The 25141-nt window shown below is 72.3% G+C and carries 21 protein-coding genes; 9 read left to right on the top strand and 12 right to left on the bottom strand.

Annotated features, from left to right (window positions below):
• Positions 1 to 137: 137 nt before the first annotated feature.
• Entirely contained in the window at positions 138 to 1241 is a 1104-nt protein-coding gene (locus ACH4LD_RS08590; protein WP_398055472.1) for a helix-turn-helix transcriptional regulator, read from the bottom strand.
• 191 nt (positions 1242 to 1432) lie between these two features.
• Between ACH4LD_RS08590 and ACH4LD_RS08585 the strand changes: the two genes are divergently transcribed.
• The 5 genes from ACH4LD_RS08585 to ACH4LD_RS08565 all read left to right on the top strand — a co-directional run bounded on the left by ACH4LD_RS08585 (position 1433) and on the right by ACH4LD_RS08565 (position 8006).
• On the top strand, positions 1433 to 2869 hold the full coding sequence (locus tag ACH4LD_RS08585) for an MFS transporter (RefSeq protein WP_398055662.1): 1437 nt from the start codon (positions 1433 to 1435) through the stop codon (positions 2867 to 2869).
• Between the two features lie 239 nt (positions 2870 to 3108).
• On the top strand, positions 3109 to 3870 hold the full coding sequence (locus ACH4LD_RS08580; RefSeq protein ID WP_132785298.1) for a DeoR/GlpR family DNA-binding transcription regulator: 762 nt from the start codon (positions 3109 to 3111) through the stop codon (positions 3868 to 3870).
• On the top strand, positions 3867 to 4814 hold the full coding sequence (gene pfkB, locus ACH4LD_RS08575) for a 1-phosphofructokinase (protein ID WP_398055471.1): 948 nt from the start codon (positions 3867 to 3869) through the stop codon (positions 4812 to 4814). The genes ACH4LD_RS08580 and pfkB overlap by 4 nt, the downstream gene beginning before the upstream one ends.
• A 631-nt stretch (positions 4815 to 5445) precedes the next feature.
• Complete coding sequence (locus ACH4LD_RS08570) at positions 5446 to 7614, top strand: fructose-specific PTS transporter subunit EIIC (RefSeq protein ID WP_398055470.1); 2169 nt, start codon at positions 5446 to 5448, stop codon at positions 7612 to 7614.
• A 140-nt stretch (positions 7615 to 7754) separates the two neighbouring features.
• On the top strand, positions 7755 to 8006 hold the full coding sequence (locus ACH4LD_RS08565) for a hypothetical protein (protein ID WP_132785295.1): 252 nt from the start codon (positions 7755 to 7757) through the stop codon (positions 8004 to 8006).
• Between the two features lie 3 nt (positions 8007 to 8009).
• Here the strand turns inward: ACH4LD_RS08565 and ACH4LD_RS08560 are convergent, their stop codons facing one another.
• The 4 genes from ACH4LD_RS08560 to ACH4LD_RS08545 form a co-directional block, all read right to left on the bottom strand.
• The gene (locus tag ACH4LD_RS08560) at positions 8010 to 8756 is read right to left on the bottom strand and encodes a DUF6227 family protein (protein ID WP_398055469.1); all 747 of its coding nucleotides are present in this window, start codon (positions 8754 to 8756) and stop codon (positions 8010 to 8012) included.
• 157 nt (positions 8757 to 8913) lie between these two features.
• Complete coding sequence (locus ACH4LD_RS08555) at positions 8914 to 10134, bottom strand: Ig-like domain-containing protein (protein ID WP_398055468.1); 1221 nt, start codon at positions 10132 to 10134, stop codon at positions 8914 to 8916.
• 149 nt (positions 10135 to 10283) lie between these two features.
• The gene (locus tag ACH4LD_RS08550) at positions 10284 to 11309 is read right to left on the bottom strand and encodes a P1 family peptidase (RefSeq protein ID WP_398055467.1); all 1026 of its coding nucleotides are present in this window, start codon (positions 11307 to 11309) and stop codon (positions 10284 to 10286) included.
• 40 nt (positions 11310 to 11349) lie between these two features.
• The gene (locus ACH4LD_RS08545) at positions 11350 to 12588 is read right to left on the bottom strand and encodes a low temperature requirement protein A (RefSeq protein ID WP_398055466.1); all 1239 of its coding nucleotides are present in this window, start codon (positions 12586 to 12588) and stop codon (positions 11350 to 11352) included.
• A gap of 123 nt (positions 12589 to 12711) precedes the next feature.
• Between ACH4LD_RS08545 and ACH4LD_RS08540 the strand changes: the two genes are divergently transcribed.
• On the top strand, positions 12712 to 12888 hold the full coding sequence (locus ACH4LD_RS08540; RefSeq protein ID WP_014673258.1) for a hypothetical protein: 177 nt from the start codon (positions 12712 to 12714) through the stop codon (positions 12886 to 12888).
• 20 nt (positions 12889 to 12908) lie between these two features.
• Here the strand turns inward: ACH4LD_RS08540 and mscL are convergent, their stop codons facing one another.
• From mscL to ACH4LD_RS08510, 6 genes are all read right to left on the bottom strand, one after another.
• A complete protein-coding gene (gene mscL, locus ACH4LD_RS08535) occupies positions 12909 to 13385 on the bottom strand; it encodes a large conductance mechanosensitive channel protein MscL (protein ID WP_398055465.1) in 477 nt (158 codons plus the stop codon).
• A 147-nt stretch (positions 13386 to 13532) separates the two neighbouring features.
• Entirely contained in the window at positions 13533 to 14063 is a 531-nt protein-coding gene (locus ACH4LD_RS08530) for a hypothetical protein (protein ID WP_398055661.1), read from the bottom strand.
• Between the two features lie 539 nt (positions 14064 to 14602).
• Positions 14603 to 15436 carry an S-methyl-5'-thioadenosine phosphorylase gene (locus ACH4LD_RS08525; RefSeq protein ID WP_103809868.1) on the bottom strand — a complete coding sequence of 278 codons (834 nt, stop codon included), beginning with the start codon at positions 15434 to 15436 and terminating at the stop codon, positions 14603 to 14605.
• Between the two features lie 99 nt (positions 15437 to 15535).
• Positions 15536 to 15850: an FmdB family zinc ribbon protein gene (locus tag ACH4LD_RS08520; protein ID WP_398055464.1), complete on the bottom strand. Its 315-nt coding sequence runs from the start codon at positions 15848 to 15850 to the stop codon at positions 15536 to 15538.
• A 67-nt stretch (positions 15851 to 15917) separates the two neighbouring features.
• Positions 15918 to 17213: an MFS transporter gene (locus ACH4LD_RS08515; RefSeq protein ID WP_398055463.1), complete on the bottom strand. Its 1296-nt coding sequence runs from the start codon at positions 17211 to 17213 to the stop codon at positions 15918 to 15920.
• Positions 17214 to 17457: 244 nt separating this feature from the next.
• The gene (locus ACH4LD_RS08510) at positions 17458 to 18987 is read right to left on the bottom strand and encodes a potassium/proton antiporter (RefSeq protein WP_398055462.1); all 1530 of its coding nucleotides are present in this window, start codon (positions 18985 to 18987) and stop codon (positions 17458 to 17460) included.
• A 195-nt stretch (positions 18988 to 19182) separates the two neighbouring features.
• Here ACH4LD_RS08510 and ACH4LD_RS08505 point away from each other — a divergent pair, with 195 nt between their 5' ends.
• A complete protein-coding gene (locus tag ACH4LD_RS08505) occupies positions 19183 to 22059 on the top strand; it encodes a penicillin acylase family protein (protein ID WP_398055461.1) in 2877 nt (958 codons plus the stop codon).
• Between the two features lie 69 nt (positions 22060 to 22128).
• Here the strand turns inward: ACH4LD_RS08505 and ACH4LD_RS08500 are convergent, their stop codons facing one another.
• Positions 22129 to 22749: a 5-formyltetrahydrofolate cyclo-ligase gene (locus ACH4LD_RS08500; RefSeq protein ID WP_398055460.1), complete on the bottom strand. Its 621-nt coding sequence runs from the start codon at positions 22747 to 22749 to the stop codon at positions 22129 to 22131.
• A 95-nt stretch (positions 22750 to 22844) separates the two neighbouring features.
• Between ACH4LD_RS08500 and galU the strand changes: the two genes are divergently transcribed.
• Together galU and glp are read left to right on the top strand one after the other, a co-directional pair.
• Entirely contained in the window at positions 22845 to 23756 is a 912-nt protein-coding gene (gene galU / locus ACH4LD_RS08495; RefSeq protein WP_132785284.1) for a UTP--glucose-1-phosphate uridylyltransferase GalU, read from the top strand.
• Positions 23753 to 25075 (top strand): gephyrin-like molybdotransferase Glp, encoded by a 1323-nt coding sequence (gene glp / locus ACH4LD_RS08490; RefSeq protein ID WP_398055459.1) that lies wholly within the window; start codon positions 23753 to 23755, stop codon positions 25073 to 25075. Before galU ends, glp begins: the two co-directional genes overlap by 4 nt.
• The last annotated feature ends 66 nt before the right edge of the window (positions 25076 to 25141 follow it).

Genomic DNA, 25141 nt, shown 5'->3' with positions numbered 1-25141 from the left:
GGTCCGGGGAGCGGCGAGGCGTGCCGGGCGCGGTGAAGCGTGCCGGGAACGGGGGCGTCCCGGACCGTGGCGGGCGTGCCGGGAGCGGTAGAGCGCGCCGGGAACGGTGAGGTGCCTCGGATCCCGGTGAGCCGGCCCTACACCCTCCCGCCGGAGCCGGAGCCGGAGCCGGAGCCGGAGCCGGAGCCGGAGCCGGAGCCGGAGCCGGAGCCGGAGCCGGAGCCGGAGCCGGAGCCGGAGCCGGAGTCGGAGCCGGCGTCAGGGTCGGCCTCGGCCTCGCGGTCGGCCGCTCGGCTCAGTCGGCCCCCCAACTCCCGCACGCACTCCACCAGTTCCCCCGGCCCGCGCACCGCGAACTCGCAGCCGGCCATCACCAGCCGCACCGCGAGCCACTCCACGGGATCGCCGGTGGCGCCCCGCAGGACGCAGCCGCCCGCGCCGTCGTCCTCGGGCACTCCGAGCCACCGTGGCAGGCGCCTGGACACCCGGTCCGCCGGGGCGGCGAACCGCACCTCGAACGCGTACGTCTCCTGCCGCCCGTGGAGCGACTGCCGCAGGAACTCGGCGGCGCTCCCCGTCGGCAGCTCCCGGGGTGTGAACCGTACGCCGGTCGCGGACGGTTCGCTCACCCGGTCGACCCGGAAGGTGCGCCAGTCCGCCCGGTCGAGGTCGTACGCGACCAGGTACCAGCGCCGGCCCGTCGACACCAGCCGGTGCGGCTCGGTCAGCCGCCGGGACTCGCTGCCGTCCTTGTCGCGGTAGGCGAACCGCAGCCGCTCCCGCCCGGCCACCGTCGACGCCATCACGGTCAGCGTCTCCGGGGCGATGCTCGGCCCGTCCCCGCTGGTCAGCGGCGTGGTCGCGGCCTGGAGCGTGGACACCCGGTGGCGCAGCCGGGAGGGCAGCACCTGCTCCAGCTTCGCCAGGGCCCGTACGGACGCCTCGTCCACCCCTGCCACGGCGTGCCCGGCGCCGGCCCGCAGTCCCACCGCGATGGCGACCGCCTCCTCGTCGTCCAGCACCAGCGGCGGCATCGCCTTGCCCGCCACCAGCCGGTACCCGCCGTCCGCGCCCTTCGTCGCCTGCACCGGATACCCCAGCTCCCGCAGCCGGTCGACGTCCCGCCGCACGGTCCGCCGCGACACCCTGAGCCGCTCGGCCAGCTCACCGCCGGGCCACTCACGGGGGGTCTGGAGGAGCGAGAGGAGCTGGAGCAGCCGGGCCGGAGTGTCCGTCGTCATGCGTCCGAGCATGGCGCAGAACTAGGACACGATCTGACCTAATGCGGTCCTACGGTCACTCCATGACCCCGAACGACAGCACTACCGCACACGACAGCACCACCGCGAAGGACAGCACTACCGCACAGGGGCGCGGAGAGCTGCGCGCACCGGCCGCCGACCGCTCCCGCTGGCTCGCCCTGGCCATCGTCATGACCGCGGCCTTCATGGACCTGGTGGACGTGACGATCGTCAACATCGCCATTCCGTCCATCCAGCGCAGCGCTGGCGCTTCGGTCAGCCAGATCCAGTGGATAACGGCCGGCTACGCCCTCGCCTTCGCCGCGGGTCTGATCACCGGCGGGCGGCTCGGCGACATCCACGGCCGCAAGCGGCTGTTCCTCGTCGGTATCGGCGGCTTCACGCTCGCCTCGGCCCTGTGCGGCTTCGCCGTGAACCCGGAGATGCTGGTCGCCTCCCGCATCCTCCAGGGCGGTATGGCGGCGCTGATGGTGCCGCAGGTGCTGTCGATCGTGCACGCCACCTTCCCGGCCCACGAACGCGGCAAGGTCTTCGGTCTGTTCGGCGCGATCGTCGGCCTCGGCGCGGTCTCCGGCCCGCTGCTCGGCGCACTCCTGACGGAGTGGAACCTGTTCGGCCTCGAATGGCGGCCCATCTTCCTCATCAACCTCCCCGTCGGCGTCCTGGCCTGGCTGCTGGGCCGCCGTTTCATCACCGAGTCCAAGGCGCCCAAGGCGCTGAAGCTGGATCTCGTCGGCGTCGCCCTGGTCACGCTGGGCCTGCTGATGCTGCTCTATCCGCTCACCCGCGGGCGCGAGCTGGGCTGGCCGCTGTGGGGGTACCTCTGCATGGCCGGCGCGCTCGTCGTCTTCGCGGCACTGGTGTCGTACGAGAAACGGAAGGCCGCCAGGGACGGTTCCCCGCTCGTCGAACTGTCCCTCTTCCGGGTGAAGAGCTTCGCCGCGGGCATCGCCGTACAGACTGTCTTCGGGGTCGCGCTCGGCATCTTCTTCCTGGTCTGGACGCTGTACATGCAGATCGGCCTGGGCTGGAGTCCGTTGCGCGCCGGGCTCACCGGCGTTCCGTTCTCGATCGCCGTGTCCGCGGCGGCCGGCCTGTCGGTGCAGCAGCTGGTCCCGCGGTTCGGGCGGAAGGTGCTCCAGGCGGGCGCGCTGGTGATGGGCGCGGGCGTGCTGCTGTACCTGGGGGAGGCCCGCCACTACGGCCTCGCGATCGCCTCCTGGCAGATGGCCCTGCCGCTGGTCGTGATGGGTCTCGGCATGGGCCTGATCGTCGCCCCGCTGACCGACGCGGTGCTCTCGGAGGTGCCGCGCGAGCACGCCGGTTCCGCGTCCGGGCTGATCAACACGGTGCAGCAGATGGGCAACGCGCTCGGGCTCGGGCTGGTGTCGGTGGTCTTCTTCGGGGAGATCGGGGACCGGCTGACCCCGGCCCAGGTGGGTCCGGCCTTCGTGCACGCCTTCCAGCACGCGCTGTGGTGGGTCGCCGGGATCATGGCCGCGATCTTCCTGCTGATGTCCGCCCTGCCGAAGCGTCCGGCCCAGCATGTGGAGGGCGGGGCCGAGAAGGCGCCGGCGGTGGGGAAGGAGCCCGCGCTGGCACGCTGACCAGGCAGGACGAGGGGCCCGGTACCGGTTCGGTACCGGGCCCTTCCGCTGCCTGGACCGCGCCGGGGGTACACGGACGCCGACCCGGAGCCATCCGGAAGTCCGTTCATGCCCAGGCTGAGCCCGAATCTGTTTACTTTCCGGAAATCCGGGCGTAGCCTGCCGCTGAAACCACACGTTCGGGCATGACCCGGAAGCGGTCGGACATCGGTCGGATACTGAGGCGGAGGCGAACGGACATGTACGCACCGGAACGGCAGCAGGAGATCCTCCGGCTCGCCCGTGACGGCGGCCGGGTGGACGTGCTGTCGCTGGCCGAGGAGTTCCAGGTCACCGCGGAGACGATCCGCCGAGATCTGAAGGCCCTCGACCGGGCCGGTCTGCTCCGCCGGGTGCACGGCGGTGCCATCCCGGCCGGCCGCCTCGACTTCGAGCCGGACCTCGCCGAGCGCGAGACCACCGCCGCCGACGAGAAGGACCGCATCGCCAAGGCCGCCCTGTCCGAACTGCCGGCCGAGGGCACGATGATCCTCGACGCCGGTACGACGGTGGCCCGCGTCGCCGCCGCCATCCCGCTGGAGGCGCGGCTCACCGTCGTCACCCACTCCCTGCCGATCGCCGCGCGGCTCGCCGACCACCCGGGCATCCAGCTCCATCTGATCGGGGGGCGCGTACGGCACCGTACGCGCGCCGCCGTGGACGCGTGGGCGCTGCGTGCCTACGGCGAGATCCGCGCCGACGTGCTGTTCGTCGCCGCCAACGGCTTCTCCGCCGAGCACGGTCTGACCACCCCCGACCTCGCCGAGGCCGCGGTCAAGCGGGCCGCCGTCGCCGCCGCCCGGCGCGTGGTGCTGCTGGCCGACTCCTCCAAGCACGGCCAGGAGCACTTCGCCCGCTTCGGCGACCTGAGCGACGTGGACCTGCTGATCACCGACAGCGGGCTGAGCCCCGAAGACACCGCCGTCATCGAGCGCGGCGGCACGGAAGTAGTGCGCGCATGATCCTCACCGTCACCCCCAACCCGTCTCTGGACCGCACCTACGAGGTCCAGGCCCTCAAGCGCGGCGAGGTCATCCGCGCCGAGACCGAGCGCATGGACCCCGGTGGCAAGGGCGTGAACGTCTCGCGCGCGGTCGCCGCCGCCGGTCGGCGCACGGTCGCGGTGCTGCCCCTGGGCGGTGCGCCGGGGGCGCTCGTCGCCGAACTGCTCCACGCGCAGGGAATCGAGGTCGCGCCGGTTCCGGTCGTCGGAGCCACCCGCTCCAACATCGCGCTCGCGGAGGCCGACGGCGTCCTCACCAAGATCAACGCGCCGGGTCCCGAGCTGTCGCAGTCCGAGCAGGAACTGCTCCTGGACACCGTACGGTCGCAGTCCCGCGACGCCGACTGGATCGCCTGCTGCGGCAGCCTGCCCCGGGGGCTCGCGCCCTCCTGGTACGCCGATGTCGTCACGCGGGCGCACGCCGGGGGCGCCCGGATCGCGCTGGACACCTCCGGGCGTGCCCTCCTGGAGGCGCTGCGCGCGCGGCCCGACGTGGTCAAGCCGAACGCCGAGGAGCTGGCGGAAGCCGTCGCGCGCCCCCTGACGACCGTGGGCGACGCGCTCAAGGCGGCGGAGGAGGTGCGCGCGATGGGCGCCCGCGTCGTGCTGGCGAGCCTGGGCGCCGACGGCCAGTTGCTGGTGTCGGACGCGGGTGCCTGGTTCGGCAGCGCCCGCGTGGCCGCGGTCCGCAGCAACGTCGGCGCCGGTGACGCCTCCCTGGCCGGCTTCCTCATCGCCGGCGGCACCGGGCCCGACGCCCTCGCCTCCGCCGTCGCCCACGGCGCCGCCGCCGTCCAGCTCCCCGGCAGCGTGATGCCGACCCCGGCCGACCTGGACCCCGCGGCGGTGACCGTCACCACCGACATCCCCGTGGACCGCGAACTGAGGGAGCCGGCGTCATGACCGCCACGCGGGGCACGACCGCTCCGGCCGGCGTGACACTCGCTCCGGCCACCCGTGAAGCCCGGGCACGCGCCTCGGCCGCTCCGGTGGCGCGCGGAGTGAACGCTCCGGCACACGAGCCGACCACGCGCGGTACCTCCGTTCCGGCTGGTGCCTCCGTTCCCGCTGGTGCATCTGTTCCAGCGGGTGCGTCCGCTCCGTTCGGCCGCCCCCGGCCGGCTGTCCCGCCGGTCGCCGCGTCCGCCGGCCGGCCCGCGCGCGTTCCGGCGGGGACCTCCGTTCCGGCTGGTGCCTCCGTTCCGGCTGGTGCCTCCGTTCCGGCTGGTGCATCTGTTCCGGCGGGTGCGTCCGCTCCGTTCGGCCGCCCCCGGCCGGCTGCCCCGCCGGTCGCCGCGTCCGCCTGCCGGCCCGCGCCCGTTCCTGTCGGCCGTCGCGGGAGGCGTGTCGCGCCGGCCCCGTACCGCTCCACCGCTCCCCACCTGCCCCCCGCCCCCGATACGGCCGGCCCGCACCGATTCCCCCCTCGCGGTGTTCCGCCGGTCCCCGTCCGCCCCACCGCCCCCCACAAGACCCCCGTCCCCACCTCCGCCCACCCCTCTCCCCGGGCGATACGCGTGCATAGGAGCCCGCGATGAGCGACATGATCACCGCGGACCTGGTCGATCTCGACCTGTCCGCCGACACCAAGGAAGCGGCGGCCCGTGCCCTCGCCGAGCGCATGGTGGCCCAGGGCCGGGTGACCGACCTGGAGGGCTTCCTCGCCGACGTGGCCGCCCGGGAGGCCCAGATGCCGACCGGCCTGGACGGCGGTATCGGCATCCCGCACTGCCGTAGCGCCCACGTCACCGAACCGACCCTCGCGTTCGGCCGCAGCGCCGCCGGCGTCGACTTCGGCGCGGCGGACGGCCCGGCCGACCTGATCTTCCTGATCGCGGCGCCCGCCGGCGCCGACGACGCCCACCTCACGATCCTCTCCTCCCTCGCCCGCCAGCTGATGAACGCCGAGTTCACCTCCGCGCTGCGGGCGGTCGGCGACCCGGAGACGGCGGCGGCGCTGATCCGGGGCGACGAGGCACCGCCGGCGAAGACCGCCGAGGACACCCCCGAAGACACCGCTGCGGCCCCGGTGGCGGCCTCCACCGGCGCCGCAGCGGGCAGGACGGCGCACACCCCGGACGTGGGCACCGGGGACGCGGGCACCGGGGGCGCGGGCACCGGGGGCGCGACCCCGGAGGGCGCCCCCGCGGCGGACACCGCGCCGCCCACCGCGGAGCCCGCCGACTCCGGCGAGCGTCCCTTCCGTGTCGTCGCCGTCACCTCCTGCCCGACCGGTATCGCCCACACCTACATGGCGGCCGAGTCCCTGGAGAACGCCGGCCGTGAGGCGGGCGTCGAGGTGGTCGTCGAGACACAGGGCTCGGCCGGCTTCGCCCGGCTGGACCCGGCGGTGATCGCGGCGGCGGACGGCGTGATCTTCGCGCACGACGTCCCGGTGCGCGACAAGGACCGCTTCGCGGGCAAGCCGACCGTGGACGTCGGTGTGAAGGCGGGCATCAACCGCCCCGCCGAACTCCTCGCGGAGGTCCGCGAGAAGGCGGCGCGCGGCGAGGCGAGCGCCCCGGCGCACGCCTCGGCCGGTACGCCGGTCGACCGCGCGGGCGACTCCACGGAGGGCTACGGCACCAAGCTCCGCAAGTGGCTGATGTCCGGCGTCAGCTACATGGTCCCGTTCGTCGCCGCGGGCGGTCTCCTCATCGCCCTGGGCTTCGCGATCGGCGGCTACAAGATCAACAAGGCGCCGTCGGTGATGGACCACTTCGTGTGGACCCAGGCCGACAGCTGGGGCGCCCTGCTGTTCCAGATCGGCGGCGTGGCCTTCGGCTTCCTGGTCCCGGTCCTGGCCGGCTACATCGCCTACGGCATGGCGGACCGGCCCGGCCTGGTCCCCGGCTTCGTCGGCGGCGCGATCTCCCTCACCATCAACGCCGGCTTCCTCGGCGGTCTGGCGGCCGGTCTGATCGCCGGTGGCGTGGTGATGGCGATCCAGAAGCTGAACATCCCGGCGGCGTTGCGCGGCATCATGCCGGTGGTGGTGATCCCGCTGATCTCCTCGGCGATCGTCGGGTTCCTGATGTTCGTCGTGATCGGCAAGCCCATCGCCTCCGCGCAGAAGGGCCTGACCGACTGGCTGAACGGCCTCACCGGCACCAACGCCATCCTGCTGGGCGCCCTGCTCGGCCTGATGATGTGCTTCGACCTCGGCGGCCCGGTCAACAAGGTCGCCTACACCTTCGCCACCGCCGGCATCGCCGTCTCCGACCCCAGCGACTCCGCCATGAAGATCATGGCCGCGGTGATGGCGGCCGGTATGGTCCCGCCGCTGGCGATGGCCCTGGCCACCACGGTGCGCGGCAGGCTGTTCACGCAGACCGAGCGGGAGAACGGCAAGGCCGCCTGGGTGCTGGGCGCGTCCTTCATCTCCGAGGGCGCGATCCCGTTCGCGGCGGCCGACCCGCTGCGGGTCATCCCGTCCTCGATGGTGGGCGGTGCGCTCACCGGCGCCCTGTCGATGGCCTTCGGCGCCACCCTGCGCGCCCCGCACGGCGGCATCTTCGTGGTCCCGCTGATCGGCAACCCGTTCCTGTACCTGGTGGCCATCGCGGCCGGTGTCTGTGTCACCACGGCCCTGGTGGTCCTCCTGAAGGGGCTGCGCAAGCCGGTTCCCGGGGCCACGGCCACCGATCCCGCCGCGCCGGCGGCCACCGCGCCGAAGGAGGCCAAGCAGCCGATAGCGGCCTGACCGCCGCACCCCGCCCACGGTGCGGCGCCCCGCCCCTCCTGCCCCTTGTCCCTTTGGTTCGCTGTGAGTTGTTCACGGCACCTGCGAGATACGTCACGGTCCGGGACCAAAGTCCCGGACCGTGGTGTGTACTGGGAGGCATGCCTGAACACGCCCCGACCCTCCAGCTGATCGGCGTGGCCGTCCTCGCCGTGGCGGCCGTCGTCTGGGCCGTCGTTCTGATGCGTCTGCTGCGCCGCGCCGGCCGCCGGACGGTCGTACGGCGCTCCACCGCGCCGCTCCCGGCGCTGCCGAGTCAGACGCGGGTCGGCCCCTCCCGGGAGTCCGTCGAGCTGACTCCCGCCGAACAGGACGCGTTCGCGGGCCTGGTACGGCACCTCGCCAACGGCTGACCCTCAGCCCTGCCGGGCCGCGCGCCGCTCCATCGCGTCCCGGGCGGCGTCCTCCGACAGGTAGACCTCGCACATGTGCCGTCCGTCGGGCGTCGCCGTGTGCTCGACCTCCCACAGGGAGATCTCGGTGCCGTCCGGCAGCAGGAAGGCGTGCTCGTACAGCGCGTAGCTCAGCCCGGTCCGTCCGGCCCGCCCGGGCCGGCCGAACGCCTGGGTGATCTCGTGCGCGGTCGCCGTCGCCAGCAGCGCCGCCGTCCGCGCGTCGGGCCGGTCCGGGTTCTCCGCGCGGCGCAGCAACCGGCGCGCGTGGTCCGCCGAGTCGTCCGCGGCGAACATGTGCCGGGGCTCGGGGATCGCCCACAGCCGCATCAGCCCGGGCAGCTCGAAGTCCCGTGTCTCCGGGGGCAGACCGAGCCGTGCCGTGGCGGTCTGCACCTCCTCCTCGTCGACGTACACCTCGTGCTCCGGCTCGCTGCCCGGCGTGGGGTTGTGCACCAGCTCCCACAGCGTGACCGCCGAGCCGTCGGCGAGCAGCCAGGTGTGCCGGTACGTCTCCCGGTGCAGCCCCGCGCTGTGGTACGCGGAGTGCAGCGAACTGTCGTGCGCCAGCGCGCAGTCGAGTCGCCTCATCACCTCGTCGGGCAGCTCGAAGGAGTTCAGGGCACGCCCGAGGAGCCGCGCGAGTTGCTCCTCAGGAGACTCGGGCGACTCGGCTGGTTCGTACGCTGCGGTCTCGTACGGAACGCTCAAGGCTTCTCCCGGCGTTGCTGCATGTCACCTTGTGGGTGCATACCGTAGCCCCTCGGTCGGACATCATGTCCGGGAACCGAGAAAACGTACGCCGGGAAAACGCGCGGGCCGCGCGAAAAGTTCCCGCGCGGCCCGCCGTCCTGTCAAAACCCGCCGCTCAGACGGCACTTCCGGCGGTCCAGGCGCTCCACGACATGTTCCAGCCGTTGAGGCCGTTGTCCGGGGCGACCGTCGTGTCGGGGGAGTTCTTCACGATCACCACGTCGCCGACGAGCGAGTTGTCGTAGAACCACTTGGCCGACGTGGCGCCCTGCGCCCCCTGCACGTCCGCGAGGCCGACGCAGCCGTGGCTGGTGCCCTCCCGCCCGAACGGCGGGTTGCCCCTGTTGTACCAGTAGTTGCCGTGGATGAACGTCCCCGACGACGTCAGCCGCATCGCGTGCGGCACGTCCGGTATGTCGTACTCCCCGCCGAAGCCGACCGTCGAGCCGTTCATACGGGTCTGCACGAACTTCTCGGAGATCACCATCTGCCCGTTGTACGTGGTGTGCTGCGGGCTGCCCGCCGAGATCGGCACCGTCTTGACGGTCCGGCCGTCCCGTACGACCGTCATGGTCTGCGTGTGGACGTCGACCGTGGAGACCTGCGACCGGCCGATCGTGAAGGAGACGGTCTTCTTCTGCACCCCGTAGACGCCCTGGGCGCCCTGGACCCCGTCCAGGTCGATGTTCATCGTGACCTTGGAACCGGCCTTCCAGTACTCCTGCGGCCGGAAGTCGAGCCGCCGGTCACCGAACCAGTGCCCGACCACCTGCTGGCCGCTGGTGGTGTTGACCGTGATGTGCGACTGCACGGCCTTCTTGTCGGTGATCGACTTGTCGAAGGTGAACGACACCGGCATGCCCACCCCGACCGTCGTGCCGTTGTCCGGCGTGTAGGTGCCGATGAAGCTGTTCGCCGAGGTGACGGTGGTGAAGATGGAGTTGGCCGCCGCCGTGCGCCCCTCGGCGTCCTTCGCGGTCGCGGATATCTGGTACTTCGTCCCGCGCTCCAGCTGCTCCTTCGGCTTCCAGCTTCGGCCGTCCCCCGACATCGCCCCCGGCACGGTCTGACCCGACCCCGCCACGGTCATCTTCACATCGGTCAGCTTGCCGTCGCTGACCTTCACCCCGGTCGCGTTGATGGACGCCCCCGTCGAACCGTCCTTGGCCGAGATCGCTATCTTCGCCGTCGACGTCTTCGGGGAGTCCTTGCCCCCCTTGCCGTCGCCGTTGTCCGCGTTGGCGCTGCCGCCGCAGGCGGTCAGGGTGAGGGCGCCGACCATCAGGGCGGCACAGGCCCCGAGTGCGCGCCGCGCTGCAATGTCCGGCGTTGTCACGGGCTGCTCCCAGTTCGTGTGATGTGCGTGATCCGTTCCAGTGCGTGAAGAAAGAGGGCGCCGACGCCGGGGAAGGTTCCCTCCCGCTCCCCTGAACGCCCTCACGTGACAGAACCGCGACAATCCACCCCGCCCCCGGGGCCGTACCGTTACGCGTTCCCGTACAACTCCCCGTAGGACGGCCACACTCCGCCCGGCCCGTCGACCGACTCGGCGGCGCGTACGGCCCGGACGATGGCGCGCGTCACCATGTCCGCGCCGGCGGCGAGGATGTCGTTGAGGGCCAAGGGGTGCGTGTCCAGCGCGTGGGTGCCGGTCGCCAGCGCGAACACCGTGTCCCCGTCGTGCAGGAGGTGCACCGGCCGTACGGCGCGCGCGATCCCGTCGTGCGCCGTGCCCGCCAGCTTCTGCGCCTGCGCCTTGGAGAGGTCCGCGTCCGTCGCGACCACCGCCAGCGTCGTGTTGAGCGGCGCCGGGCCGTTCCCGGCGGCGGCCTCGTCCAGGCGCCGGCACGCGGCCTCGTGCACCCCCGCCTCCGGATACTCCACCCGTCCCTGGAACAACTCCCCGTACAGCACCCCCGTTTCCGGGTCCAGCACCGAGCCCGCGGCGTTCGCCACCACCAGTGCCGCCACCGTGATCCCCGATGCGAGCACCGTGCTGGCGGTGCCCACCCCGCCCTTGAGCCGCCCGGTGACGGCGCCCGTGCCCGCGCCGACGCACCCCTGCGGCACCCGGGCCCCCGGCGAAGCGGCCGCCGCGGCCTCCACCGCCGCGCGTCCCGTCCCCGCGTCCGGACGGGCCCGGAAGTCCCCGCCGCGCCCCAGGTCGAAGACGCACGCGGCGGGCACCACCGGCACGACCTGCGCGGGATCCGTCCCCACCCGCACGCCCCGCTCCCTCTCCTCCAGCCAGGCCATCACCCCGGAGGCCGCGTCGAGCCCGTACGCGCTGCCTCCGGTCAGCACGACGGCGTCGACCTTCCGCACCACGTTGCGCGGGTCGAGCGCGTCGGTCTCCTTGGTGCCGGGGCCGCCGCCGCGCACGTCCACGGCCGCGACGGCGCCGCCCTCGGGGGCGAGGACGACCGTCGTGCCGGTGAGCCACCCGTCACCGGTCCGGGTGGCGTGCCCCACGCGCAGCCCGGCGACGTCCGTCAATGCGTCAGCTGTCATGGACGCCAGTCTGGCCCAGTCCGGTGCGCCGCCCGTGAGGTCAGCCGGCCGTGGCGGCGGTGCTCGCCTCGTGCTCCCGGCCGGTCGTACGTGCCGTCAGGAGCACCCCGGCCGCCACCGAGGCCGCGGACACCAGTCCCGCCGCGAGCACCGCCCAGTCGCCCAGGAAGGTGCAGCAGATCACCAGCAGAGCCGTGACCGGCAGCACCAGTTGCTGGGCGAGGCCCGCCTTGAAGTGCCGGGCGTGCAGCCCCCACACGGTCAGCAGGTACAGCGCCGTCGGCAGGGTGACGGCGGCAGAGGCGGACAGGGTGGAGATGTGCGCCTTGCCGACCGCCTGTTCCACGGCGACCTCCAGACCCGCGCCGATCGCCGCCGCCGAGGCGAAGACCAGGTAGTGGCCGTAGCCCCAGACGAACGCCCGCCGGCTGGAGCGCAGGTGGCCGTGGATGGGCACCACGAAGTAGATCCACCACGCGGAGAAGACGACCAGCAGTCCGCCCGCCGCGATGGGCAGCAGCTCGCCCAGCGCGTTCTGCTCGTCCGCGGCCGACTTCACCGCCACCGTGGCCGCGGCGATCGTCTCGCCGAGCACGATGATCGTGAACAGGCCGTACCGCTCGGCGATGTGATGCGGATGCCAGGAGGTGTTCTGGGCCCTCTCGGCGTAGAGCGGCACGCACAGTTCCGCGACCACCATCACCAGGAACACCCAGGACCTGGCCGGCTCCGGCAGCACCACCAGCCCGGCCCAGCCGATCTGGCACAGCAGCACGCCACCCGCGTACCGGAGCGCCATGGTCCGTTCCGCGCCCGGCGCCGATCTCGCGGCTCTCAGCCACTGCCAGACCATGGCCAGCCGCATGATCACATAACCGAGCCAGACCAGGAAGAAGTCGTGCTGCGTGGCGGCGCGGGAGATCCCCGCGGCCAGCACCAGGACGCCGGCGATCTGCACCAGGGTGACCACCCGGTAGAGGGCGTCGTCGTTGTCGTACGCCGAGGCGAACCAGCTGAAGTTCATCCACGCCCACCAGATGGCGAAGAACAGCATCGCGTAGGTGAGGATTCCCTCGCCCGCGTGGCCCGCCGCCACGGCGTGCACCAGCTGCACACCCGCCTGCGCGACGGCCACGACGAAGCACAGGTCGAAGAAGAGCTCCAGCGAGGAGGCGACGCGGTGCGCCTCGTCGCGTCCGCGGGCGGTGAGCCGCCGCAGGGGGCCGGAGGGCTTCGGGGCGCCCGAGGGGGCGGGCGTGGGAGGGGAACTCGACGTCATGGTTCCCAGCACAGCAGAAAACCGGCCTGAAATCTTGTGCGGGCTTTCGCAGGTGGAGGAGGGGTCTCCGGCCCCGCGCGATCCCTGACCGGAGGGTTCCGGCGGGCGCCGTACCCTGGACGCATGAGCACCGCCCGTGAACCCGAGCCGCGCGACCCGAAGCCCGCGCTCGTCTTCGACGACCCGCTGGACCAGCAGTCCTCGGACGACACCGACCGTGGGTGGGGCGAGCGCCCGGACGGCGACAGCGCCGCCGACCTGAAGCGCTTCCTGGACGAGAAGCCGCCCCACCACCTCTGAGCGGTCCGCGGGCGGCGCCGCTAGCGCTCGTCGCGCCCGGCCCCGCGCTGCGCCACCAGCGCGTCGCGGATCTCCTTGAGCACCTCCAGCTCGGTCACCTCGACCACTTCCTTCGTGCCCTCCCGGGCCGCCTTCCGGGCCGCCTGCCGGGCCAGGTACTTCGACATCGGCAGGACCATCAGGAAGTACACCACCGCGGCGGTGATCAGGAAGCTGAGCGTGGACCCGAGGACGGAGCCCCACATGATCGGCACGCCGCTCTTGACCGTGCCGTCCGCGGCCACCCGGCACGGGTCCTTCAGGCAGGAGCTGTAGTTGTCGAGGCTCTGCGTGCCGATCGCCCCGACCAGCGGGTTGATGATCCCCTTCACGATCGAGTTGACGATGTTCGTGAAGGCCGCGCCGATGACCACCGCGACCGCCAGATCGACGACGTTGCCGCGCATCAGGAAGGCCTTGAAGCCCTGCCAGACGCCCGGATCCTTCTTCACGCTCACTTGGGGGACTCTCCTCGCGTGCACAGGGTGTGGAACGAAACGCTCCGCAACCTACGGCACGGTGCGGATGTCGTGTCCACTGCCGTAACCGGATCGAGGCCCTCGCCCAGACGCCGGCCACGGCACGGAGAGCGCGTACGAGCCGGTTCAGCACAGCGTCACCGCCAGTCGCGCGGTGGCGCTCGCGCCGACCAGCCGGGCCGCCGTGGGCCGCGGCACCGACAGCACGACCAGCGCACCGCTCTCGGCCGCGCCGGCCGGCGGTTGCGGCACCTCCGTCACCCGTGCACCGCGCGCCAGCACCCGGACGCCGGCCCCGGCCGACGGGTCCTCCGCGGCGATCACGTCGACACGGTCACCCGAGCGCAGCAGGCGCACCGTGGCGGCGTCGGCGATCCGGACCGGCGCGGTCACCACCTCGACCGCCGGGCGGGGTCGTACGGGCGCTGCTCCCCGATGGCTGTGGGCCCGCTCCGTGCCGTGCGGTTCCGCCCCGGTCCGGGGTCCCGCGGCCACGAGCGCCACCGCCGTCACCGCGAGCCCGGCCGCGACCGCCCGCCCGCGATGCCGTAGGAACCGCTGCAGCCGGTACCGCCCGCCGCGCACCCGCACCGGATCGAACGGGGGCACCTCACGGGTCGGCGGGGCCTCCGTGCCCAGCGGACGCGGAGGCCGCAGCGGGGGCGGGAACGAGGGGCGAGCGGGGGAGAACGAGGGCGAGAGCGGGAGTGAGGGGGAGGGCGAGAGCGGGAGTGAGGGCGAGGGTGGGAGCGGGAGGGATGAGGAGGGCACGGGAGTCACCGCCTGCGACGAGGAGTTCGGCTTGCGATGCCACGATGACGCCTCGCGCCGGATCCCGCCGGGGCCGGTGGATCACGGACGGATTGTGGATAACTCACCCACCCGAAGGAGCAGTTCCGCGCCGCCGCGCTCCGCCGCTGGTTCGCGCCGCGCCGCCGTGAGGTCGCTTTGCGCCGCCGCACCCCACCCACTGAGTCGCGCCTCGCCGCCGGCCTCATCGCTGAGCCGCGCCGCGTCCCACGCCCGCCGCTGAGCCGCGCGCCGCGCTCACCGCTGAGCCGCACCTCCGCTGAGCCGCGCGCCGCGCCCCCGTTGAACCGCGCCACGCACCCGCGTCACCCAGCCTGCCCCCTCGGCCTACCCCGCTCGACCTCCCCCGCTGGGCCGCCCCGCCACGCCTCCCCAAGCGCCCCGCGCTACGGCAACGCGAACCCCGGGTCCATCCCGCCCAGCGCGTTCACGCAGAGGCAGTCCCGCTGCCCGGTCTCCGGGAGGGCCGCCACCGCGTCGAAGAGCACGCCGCGCAGTCGGTCCACGTTGGCCGCGAACACCCGCAGCACCTCCTCGTGCGAGACGCCCTCACCGGTCTCGGCGCCCGCGTCGAGATCGGTGACCAGGGTCAGCGAGGTGTAGCACAACTCCAGTTCCCGGGCGAGCGCCGCCTCGGGGTGGCCGGTCATGCCCACCACCGACCAGCCCTGGGCCTGGTGCCACAGCGATTCCGCGCGCGTCGAGAAGCGTGGGCCCTCGACCACGACCAGCGTGCCGCCGTCCACCGGCTCCCAGTCCCGGCCGCGGGCGGCCTTCAGCGCGGCGGCACGCCCGGTGGGGCAGTAGGGGTCGGCCATGGACACGTGCACGACGTTCGGCACGGTGCCGTCGGGCAGCGGCAGCCCGTCGAAGTAGGTCTGTGCCCGGGACTTCGTACGGTCCACGAACTGGTCGGGCACGAGCAGGGTGCCCGGCCCGTACTCGGGACGCAGGCCGCCCACCGCGCACGGGCCGAGCACCTGCCGTACTCCGACCGAGCGCAGGGCCCACAGGTTGGCGCGGAAGTTGATGCGGTGCGGGGGCAGATGGTGGCCACGGCCGTGCCGGGGCAGGAAGGCGACCTTCCGGCCGGCGATCTCCCCGAGGAAGAGCGAGTCGCTGGGCGCCCCGTAGGGGGTGTCCACCTGGACCTCGGTCACGTCGTCCAGGAAGGAGTAGAAACCCGAACCGCCGATTACGCCGATCTCTGCTTTGGCCATGACCAGCACACTAGCGGGCCGCGACGACGCGGGGGAGCCGGTGCCGGGGAAGGCCGAAGACCCCGCCGTCGTGCGACGGCAGGGTCCGGACGAGGGGTGTCAGGCGGCGGAGCTGCTGGCGGAGCCGGAGCTCGAAGAGGACGAAGAGGACGAAGAGGACGAGGACGTCGAGGAGGACGCCTTCGCGTCGGACGACGAGCCGGCCGGCTTCGACGCCGGGGTGCTGCTCGACGTGGAGCCGCGGGAGTCGTTGCGGTAGAAGCCCGAGCCCTTGAAGACGATGCCGACCGCGGAGAACACCTTCTTCAGGCGGCCGTTGCAGTTGGGGCACACGGTCAGGGCATCGTCGGTGAACTTCTGCACCGCCTCAAGGCCCTCGCCGCACTCGGTGCACTGGTACTGGTAGGTCGGCACTGTCTTCCTCCTGGCACTCTCACTCGATGAGTGCTAACGACGGTCCATAGTGACGTATTCCCGGGGATCAGTCCACCGTGACCGGCACGCGGTGACCGACGCCACGCGCGACCGTGCGGTTCCCGTGCCGTGCGGCCAGCCGGGACCGCAGCGTCAGCAGGGTGACCAGCGCGAGCACGGTGCCGCCCATCGGCACCAGGAACCCGGCGCCGTCCCACAGTCGGTCCTCCAGCTGTCCCGCGACCGTGACGGCGGCGGCCTGGCCGAGCGCGACGGCGCCGGTCAGCCAGGTGAAGGCCTCGGTCCGGGCGCCGGCCGGGACCAGGCCCTCGACCAGTGTGTAGCCGGTGATCAGCGCCGGGGCGATGCACATGCCGACCAGCAGGCCGAGCGCGGCGAGCAGCACCACCGAGTGCGCCGTCCACAGGGCGGACGCGGCCACCGCGAGCGCCGTGTAACCGATCACGAGGCGCTTCTGCGGGGCCGTCTTCCACGCGACCGCGCCGCAGACGATGCCGGACAGCATGTTCCCCGCGGCGAAGACGCCGTACAGGACGCCGTTCAGGCCGGGCTCGCCGATCGACTCGGTGAAGGCCGCGAGCGACACCTGCATACCGCCGAAGACCGAGCCGATGCCGAGGAAGGTGACGACCAGCACGCGCACGCCCGGGACGCGCAGGGCGGAGGCGTGCCGCACGCGCGCGTGCCCGCTCTCCCGGGAGACCGGCGGCTGCGTGCTCTTCCGCGCGGCGAACAGCAGACCGCCGACGAGGGTCAGCCCGGCCTCCGTGACCAGGCCCGCGGCCGGTGTGACGGCCGTGCACAGCGCGGTCGCCAGCAGGGGGCCGACGACGAAGGTCAGCTCGTCCGTGACCGACTCGAAGGCCGCCGCCGTGGTCATCAGGGGCGAGTCCTGGAGCTTCACACCCCAGCGCGCCCGCACCATGGGGCCGACCTGCGGTACGGAGGCGCCGGTCGGGACGGCGGCCAGGAACAGCGCCCACAGGGGCGCGTGCGCCAGCGCGAGCGCCGTCAGGGACAGGCCGGAGACCGTGTGCACCAGGACGCCGGGGATCAGTACGGCCCGCTGGCCGTAGCGGTCGGCGAGGCGGCCGCTGTACGGCGCGAACAGCGCCATGGAGACGCCGGTGGCCGCCGCGGCGGCGCCCGCGGCGCCGTACGAGCCGGTGGTGTGCTGGACGAGCAGCACGATCGAGAGGGTGAGCATCGCGAACGGCTGGCGTGCGGCGAAGCCGGGGAGCAGGAACGTCCAGGCGCCGCGGGTGCGCAGCAGCTGTCCGTATCCGGGGCGGGACGGCGTCGACGGGTTCTCCGCCGGCTCGGTGGTGACCGTGGACTCCACGGCCCGTGCCTTTCTTCCGCCTGGTAGCGCGCCCGTGCGGGGGCGCCGAGAGCTGTCCTCTTGCGCGGAACTGCGGTAGATACCGGTGCCTCCGCGGAGGATGTTCCGGCCGCCATACGGTCGCGCCAGCTCTGCATCAGGCAGAGTTGGTTCGATCAGGGTGCCTTCATACTACAGGGATCATGGCCCGTGTCCCTGTGAAACCGAGCACCGCCGCAGCGGGCGCCTGTGATTGCGGCAGGGCTCAGCCGCGGTCGCCGTCCGTGCCCAGCCAGCCCGCCAGCTTGCCGCCCTGGGCGACCGCGCGCAGTCGCCGTTCCGCCGCGTCGCGGACCGGGTCGGTGGCGACGACCAGCAGTTCGTCGCCGTGCCGCAGCACGGTCGAGGGCAGCGGCACGAACGACTTCTCCTCGCGCACGACGAGGGTGACGGCCGCGCCGGGCGGCAGCCGCAGCTCGCTGACCTCCACGCCGTGCATCCGGGAGCCCTCGGGGACGGTGACGGACAGCAGGTGTCCCCGGAGCCGCTCCAGGGGCGCCGACTCGATGCCGAGGTCGGCGGCCTCGCCCTTCTCGCCCAGCCGGAGCGTGCGGGCCAGCCAGGGCAGGGTCGGCCCCTGGACCAGGGTGTAGACGACGACCAGGACGAAGACGATGTTGAAGATGCGGCGGCTGCCGGCGACGCCGTTCACCATGGGGATGGTCGCCAGGATGACGGGTACGGCGCCGCGCAGCCCGGCCCACGACATCAGGAGCTGCTCCGGCCGCGGCACCCGGAACGGCGCCAGGCTGACCACCACGCTCAGCGGGCGGGCCACCATGGTCAGCACCAGCCCGATGACCAGCGCGGGCACGATGTCGTCGCCCAGCTCGTGCGGGGTGACCAGCAGGCCGAGCACGACGAACATGCCGATCTGGGCGATCCAGCCGAGCCCCTCGGCGAAACCGCGGGTGGCGGGCCAGTGGGGGAGCCTGGCGTTGCCGAGGATCATGGAGGCCAGGTAGACGGCGAGGAAGCCGCTGCCGTGCGCCAGGGCTCCGGCGGCGTACGCCGTGACGGCGATGGCCATCACGGCGATCGGATAGAGACCGGAGGCGGGCAGCGCGACGTGCCGCAGCCCCCAGGAGCCGAACCAGCCGACCGCGAGGCCCACGGCCGCGCCGATGGCCAGCTCCAGGACTATCTCGCCGAGCAGCAGGTACCAGTGCTCGACAGGGCCGGCCGTGCAGAAGGCGACGACCAGGATGACCACCGGGGCGTCGTTGAAGCCGGACTCGGCCTCCAGCGTGCCCGTCACGCGCGCGGGGAGAGGGATTCTCCGCAGGACCGAGAAGACCGCCGCCGCGTCCGTCGACGACACCACCGCCCCGATGATGAGCGCCTGCCGCCACTCCAGCCCGACCAGGTAGTGCGCGCCCGCCGCGGTGACGCCCACGCTGATCGCGACGCCCACGGTCGCCAGGACGGAGGCGGACGGCAGGACCGGCCGGATCTCCTTCCACTTCGTGCCCAGACCGCCCTCGGCGAGGATCACGACCAGGGCGGCGTACCCCATGACCTGGGTCATCGCGGCGCTGTCGAACTGGATGTGCGCGATGCCGTCCTGGCCCATGACGACGCCGATCCCCAGGTACACGAGCAGGCTGGGGAGCCCGCTGCGCGAGGAGACCCGGACGGCCGCGACGGCGACGAGCAGGACGACGGAGCAGACGAGCAGGAGCTCGTTGAGGTGGTGAACAGTCAGGGGGCGTTCCTCCTCCGAGATCGGGCCCACGGATCTCCGGTTACTTCGTTACCTTACCTAACTCTTGACGATTTCTTGACGTTCGCGAGGCAAGATCGAACGCTCGCACGCGCTGGTTCCCGACTCCGCGTCAAGCGGGACAGGGCCCTGCGCCTATGGTTGCTCCAGCGCTCATTCAAAGTCACAGCCCGACCTGCCGCTCGCGTTAGGACAGCAAGGACAGCGATGCCCCCCAACACCACCGCCACCACGGGTGACACCGCCACCGCGGGTGCCACGTCCGTCAAGTCCGGCAGGAAGAAGGGGCGCAAAGCCCGACTCATCGTGCTGGTGCTGGTCCTGGCCATCATCGGAGGCATCGCCTACGGGGCGTACTGGTCGATCAGCACCGTCCGCGCCTCCTTCCCGCAGACCACCGGTTCGATCAAGCTCGACGGCCTGTCCGGGCCGGTCGACGTCAAGCGGGACGGCTACGGCATCCCGCAGATCTACGCGTCCTCGGACGAGGACCTGTTCATGGCGCAGGGCTACGTCCAGGCGCAGGACCGGTTCTACGAGATGGACGTGCGCCGGCACATGACCTCCGGGCGCCTGTCGGAGATGTTCGGCAAGAGCCAGGTCAAGAACGACGAGTTCCTGCGCACCCTCGGCTGGGACCGGATCGCCCGGCAGGAGTACGACACCAAGCTGTCGGCGTCCGCCAAGAAGTACCTCCAGGCCTACGCCAAGGGCGTCAACGCCTACCTCCAGGGCAAGGACGGCAAGGACATCTCCCTGGAGTACGCGGCCCTGGGCTTCACCAACGACTACAAGCCGGAGAAGTGGACCCCGGTCGACTCCGTCTCGTGGCTGAAGGCGATGGCCTGGGACCTGCGCGGCAACATGCAGGACGAGATCGACCGCGCCCTCATGACCAGCCGCCTCGGCCCGCAGCAGATCCAGGACCTGTACCCGGCGTACCCCTACGGCCGCAACAAGCCGATCGTCCAGGAGGGCCAGTACGACGCGGTGACCCAGGCCTTCCAGCAGAGCGGCGGCACGGGCTCCGCCCAGGGGACGACCGGCGGCACCCAGGGCACGACCGGCACGACCGGCACGACCGGCACCCAGGGCACGGCCGGCACGACCGGCGGGGCCACCGGCTCTTCTCAGGGCGCGACGGGCACCACCGGCTCCTCCACCTCGGCCGGTACCGGTTCGGGGCTCACGAGCCAGCTGGACGGCCTCTACAGCGCCCTGGACGACCTGCCCACGGCCGTCGGCGTGAACGGCCAGGGCATCGGCTCCAACTCCTGGGTGGTGGCCGGGAAGTACACCATCACCGGCAAGCCGCTGCTCGCCAACGACCCGCACCTGTCGGCGTCCCTGCCGTCCGTCTGGTACCAGATGGGCCTGCACTGCCGCACCGTCTCCAGCAAGTGCCAGTACGACGTCAGCGGCTACACGTTCGCCGGCATGCCCGGTGTGATCATCGGCCACAACGGGAAGATCGCCTGGGGCCTGACCAACTCCGGCGTCGACGTCACCGACCTCTACCTGGAGAAGGTGAGCGCGAACGGCTACCTTTACGACGGCAAGGTCCGGCCGTTCAAGACCCGCGAGGAGACCATCAAGGTCGCCGGGGGCGCGGCCAAGACGATCGTCGTCCGGCAGACCCAGGACGGGATGCCGCTGCTGTCCGACCGTGACGACGAACTCGTCCAGGTCGGCAAGAAGGCCACCGTGAACACCGCCGCGCCCGACCGCGGCGACGGCTACGGCATCGCCCTGCGGTGGACCGCGCTCGACCCGGGCACGACCATGGACGCCGTGTTCGCCCTCGACAGGGCCGGGGACTGGAGCGACTTCCGCGCGGCTGCGGCCCTGTTCGACGTGCCCTCGCAGAACCTGATCTACGCCAGCACGGACAACCACATCGGCTACACGCTGCCGGGCCGGATCCCCACCCGCACCGCCAAGGACTCCGGCGCCGTCCCGGTGCCGGGCTGGGACTCGAAGTACCGCTGGAAGGGCTTCATCAAGCAGGACGAACTGCCCTACGAGTACGACCCGGAGCGCGGCTACATCGTCACCGCCAACCAGGCCGTGATCGACCCGGACAAGTACCCCTACACCCTCACCACCGACTGGGGCTACGGCACCCGCAGCCAGCGCATCACCGACCTGATCGAGTCCAAGATCAAGGACGGCGGCAAGGTCTCCACCGACGACATGCGGCAGATGCAGCTGGACAACAGCAGCGAGATCGCCAAGCTCCTGGTGCCCAAGCTGCTGAAGATCAACCTGGACGACCCCGAGGTCCGCCAGGCGCAGAAGCTGCTGGAGGGCTGGGACTACACCCAGGACGCCGACTCCGCGGCGGCCGCGTACTTCAACGCCGTCTGGCGCAACATCCTCAAGCTCGCCTTCGGCAACAAGCTCCCCAAGGAGCTGCGCGTCAAGGGACAGTGCCTGTGGGTCGACAAGATCGACAGCACCGGCCCGGTGGACGACGACACCAAGGTCCGCGAGTGCGGCCAGCGCGACGCCGACCAGGCGCAGCCGGACGGCGGCGACCGCTGGTTCGAGGTCGTGCGCACCCTGATGGACAAGCCGGACAGCGACTGGTGGAAGACGCCCAAGTCGGGCACCCGCCCCGCCGCCGAGAACCGCGACCAGCTCTTCGCCCGGGCCATGATCGACGCCCGCTGGGAGCTGACCGCCAAGCTCGGCAAGGACATCGACACCTGGAGCTGGGGCCGTCTGCACCGGCTGTTCCTGAAGAACCAGACGCTCGGCACCGAGGGCCCCAAGGCCCTGCAGTACCTCCTCAACCGCGGCCCCTGGAAGATCGGCGGCGGCGAGGCGACGGTGAACGCGACCGGCTGGAACGCGGCCGGCGGCTACAACGTGGTCTGGGTGCCGTCCATGCGGATGGTCGTCAACCTCGCCGACCTCGACAAGTCCAAGTGGATCAACCTGACCGGAGCCTCCGGGCACGCCTTCAGCGCGCACTACACGGACCAGACGAGCAAGTGGGCCAAGGGCGAGCTGCTGCCCTGGTCGTTCTCCGGCAAGGCGGTCGACAAGAGCACGAGCGACACCCTGGTCCTCAAGCCCTGACCACCCGGCACAGAGCACGGAACGGCCCCCCACGCGCGCGTGGAGGGCCGTTCCGCGTCAGGGAGGGGGTCAGCCGAGTGGGAAGCGGCGCACTCCCGACGGCGTCACCACCGCGTGCACCGGCTTGTCGTGCGCCTCCGCCGGGACGCGCGCGACGACCTCCGTGTCGTACAGCAGCACCACGAGCCGGGGACGCGCGCCCGCCCGCTCCAGCCGGGCCAGCACCCGGTCGTACGACCCGCCGCCGCGCCCCAGACGCATCCCGCGCGCGTCCACCGCGAGCCCGGGCAGCAGGACCACGTCCGCGTCCGTCACGGCGTCCGGGCCGAGACGCGGACCGGAGGGTTCGAAAAGAGCCATCTTGCCGCCGTGTTGCACCCGGGCCAGGGAGTCCGGGCCGGCGTACTCGCCCCAGTCCAGGTCGTTGTCGGGCAGCAGCGCGGGGAGCAGGACGCGCACGCCCCGCGCGCGCAGCGCCTCCATCAGGGCGAGCGTGCCGGGTTCGCCGCCCACCGAGACGTACGCCGCCACCGTGCGGCCACGCGCCAGCTCGGGCAGCTCCAGGGCGCGCTCCGCCAGCGCGAGGCCCGCCACGCGGACGTCATCCGCCGTCAACCTGTTCCTCACTCCGAGGAACTCTCGCCGAAACGCGCGCTTGTCAGGCTGGCCCGTACGTCCGTCGTGTTCCACTGGTCGTCCTCGCGCCCTTCTTAATGCAGGTCATATAAGGGTCAAGCAACCTGAGCCACAGATTCCCCACAAAGGCACCGGATATGGTTGCGGGCATGACTCAGTCCCACCCCAGGATCAGCAAGGCTGTCATTCCCGCAGCCGGCCTCGGCACCCGGTTCCTGCCGGCCACCAAAGCCACTCCCAAGGAGATGCTGCCGGTCGTAGACAAGCCGGCGATCCAGTACGTGGTCGAGGAGGCCGTGTCGGCGGGGCTCGACGACGTCCTGATGATCACCGGGCGCAACAAGCGTCCCCTTGAGGACCATTTCGACCGCAACTACGAGCTGGAATCGGCGCTGGAGAAGAAGGGCGACGCCGAACGGCTCGCGAAGGTGCAGGAGTCCAGCGACCTGGCCACCATGCACTACGTGCGCCAGGGCGACCCCAGGGGCCTCGGGCACGCCGTGCTGTGCGCCGCCCCGCACGTCGGCCACGAGCCCTTCGCCGTCCTCCTCGGTGACGACCTGATCGACCCGCGGGACCCGCTGCTCGCGCGCATGATCGAGGTCCAGGAGCGGCACGGCGGCAGCGTCGTCGCCCTGATGGAGGTCGCGCCCGAGCAGATCCACCTCTACGGCTGCGCGGCCGTGGAGGCCACCGCCGACGGTGACGTGGTCAAGGTGACCGGACTGGTCGAGAAGCCCGACCCGGCGGACGCCCCCTCGAACTACGCGATCATCGGCCGCTACGTCCTCGACCCGCACGTCTTCGACATACTGCGCAAGACCGAGCCGGGCCGCGGCGGCGAGATCCAGCTCACCGACGCCCTCCAGCAGCTCGCGCAGGACGAGAAGGTCGGCGGCCCGGTGCACGGCGTCGTCTTCAAGGGCCGCCGCTATGACACCGGTGACCGTGGCGACTACCTGCGTGCCATTGTCAGACTCGCGTGCGAACGTGAAGACCTGGGCCCGGACTTCCGGACCTGGCTTCGCAGTTACGTAGCCGAGGAGATGCAGCAATCTTGAGCAGCGCCGCGACCCGCCCCGCCGGCCCGGACGACCTGTGGTCGGTGGACGAGCATCTGGAGGACATCCTCTCGACCGTCCGCCCCCTCGAACCCATCGAGCTGCAACTGCTCGACGCCCAGGGCTGCGTCCTGGTCGAGGACGTCACGGTGCCGCTGTCCCTGCCGCCGTTCGACAACAGCTCCATGGACGGGTACGCGGTGCGGGTCGCGGACGTGGCGGGTGCCGGGGAGGAGTTCCCGGCCGTCCTGGAGGTCGTCGGGGACGTCGCGGCCGGCGCGGCCGATCCGGTGCGGGTCGGCCCCGGACAGGCCGCGCGCATCATGACCGGCGCACCGCTGCCGCCCGGCGCCGAGGCCGTCGTCCCCGTCGAGTGGACCGACGGCGGGCTCGGCGAGGGCCCGGTCAGCGGCATGCGGGCGCGCAGCCTGGCCCCCGAGGGCGCCGAGGGCCACGTCCACGTGTACCGCCCCGCCGAGGCACGCGCGCACGTGCGGGCCAAGGGCAGCGACGTGAAGGCCGGGGACCTCGCCCTGGAGGCCGGGACGGTCCTCGGCCCGCCGCAGATCGCGCTGCTCGCCGCGATCGGCCGCGGCACCGTACGCGTGCGCCCCCGCCCGCGCGTGGTCGTGGTCTCCACCGGCAGCGAACTCGTCCAGCCCGGCGAGCAACTGGCCGGCGGGCAGATCTACGACTCCAACAGCTTCGCCCTCACCGCCGCCGCGCGGGACGCGGGCGCCATCGCGTACCGGGTGGGCGCCGTCGCCGACGACGCCGAGACCCTCCGCTCCACCATCGAGGACCAGCTCATCCGCGCCGACCTGCTGGTGACCACGGGCGGGGTGAGCGTCGGGGCCTACGACGTCGTCAAGGAGGCGCTGTCGTACGCCGGGGACGCGGACGAGGCGGGCAGCGGCGTGGAGTTCCGCAAGCTCGCCATGCAGCCCGGCAAGCCCCAGGGCTTCGGTTCCATCGGCCCCGACCACACCCCGCTGCTGGCACTGCCCGGCAACCCGGTGTCGTCGTACGTCTCCTTCGAGCTGTTCGTGCGGCCCGCCATCCGCGCGCTGATGGGCGTCACGGACCTCCACCGGCCCCGCGCGCGGGCCGTCCTCAAGGCCGACGGGGCGCTGCGCTCGCCGAAGGGGCGCCGCCAGTTCCTGCGCGGCACGTACGCCGACGGTGAGGTGGTCCCCGTGGGCGGTGCCGGGTCCCACCTGATCGCCGCGCTGGCGCAGGCCGACGCGCTGATCGTCGTGCCCGAGGACATGGAGTCCGTCGAGCCCGGCAGCGAGGTCGAGGTGGTCCTGCTCGGCTGAGTCCCGCTGGTTGGCGGTACCGTGTCGCGCACAGCAGGCCCGCGCGCCGCACCGCGCCGGGCCCGG

Source organism: Streptomyces sp. NPDC017676 (assembly GCF_044329325.1).
Classification (GTDB): Bacteria; Actinomycetota; Actinomycetes; order Streptomycetales; family Streptomycetaceae; genus Streptomyces.
The sequence above is the reverse complement of the archived record's forward strand: the minus strand, read 5'-3'. Positions and strand labels throughout refer to the sequence as shown.

Bases quoted from the DNA above. Each gene is read 5' to 3' on its own strand.
- ACH4LD_RS08590 (WP_398055472.1), bottom strand. From the start codon at position 1,241: ATGACGACGGACACTCCGGCCCGGCTGCTCCAGCTCCTCTCGCTCCTC.
- ACH4LD_RS08585 (WP_398055662.1), top strand. From the start codon at position 1,433: ATGACCGCGGCCTTCATGGACCTGGTGGACGTGACGATCGTCAACATC.
- ACH4LD_RS08580 (WP_132785298.1), top strand. From the start codon at position 3,109: ATGTACGCACCGGAACGGCAGCAGGAGATCCTCCGGCTCGCCCGTGAC.
- pfkB (WP_398055471.1), top strand. From the start codon at position 3,867: ATGATCCTCACCGTCACCCCCAACCCGTCTCTGGACCGCACCTACGAG.
- ACH4LD_RS08570 (WP_398055470.1), top strand. From the start codon at position 5,446: ATGAGCGACATGATCACCGCGGACCTGGTCGATCTCGACCTGTCCGCC.
- ACH4LD_RS08565 (WP_132785295.1), top strand. From the start codon at position 7,755: ATGCCTGAACACGCCCCGACCCTCCAGCTGATCGGCGTGGCCGTCCTC.
- ACH4LD_RS08550 (WP_398055467.1), bottom strand. From the start codon at position 11,309: ATGACAGCTGACGCATTGACGGACGTCGCCGGGCTGCGCGTGGGGCAC.
- ACH4LD_RS08545 (WP_398055466.1), bottom strand. From the start codon at position 12,588: ATGACGTCGAGTTCCCCTCCCACGCCCGCCCCCTCGGGCGCCCCGAAG.
- ACH4LD_RS08540 (WP_014673258.1), top strand. From the start codon at position 12,712: ATGAGCACCGCCCGTGAACCCGAGCCGCGCGACCCGAAGCCCGCGCTC.
- ACH4LD_RS08525 (WP_103809868.1), bottom strand. From the start codon at position 15,436: ATGGCCAAAGCAGAGATCGGCGTAATCGGCGGTTCGGGTTTCTACTCC.
- ACH4LD_RS08505 (WP_398055461.1), top strand. From the start codon at position 19,183: ATGCCCCCCAACACCACCGCCACCACGGGTGACACCGCCACCGCGGGT.
- galU (WP_132785284.1), top strand. From the start codon at position 22,845: ATGACTCAGTCCCACCCCAGGATCAGCAAGGCTGTCATTCCCGCAGCC.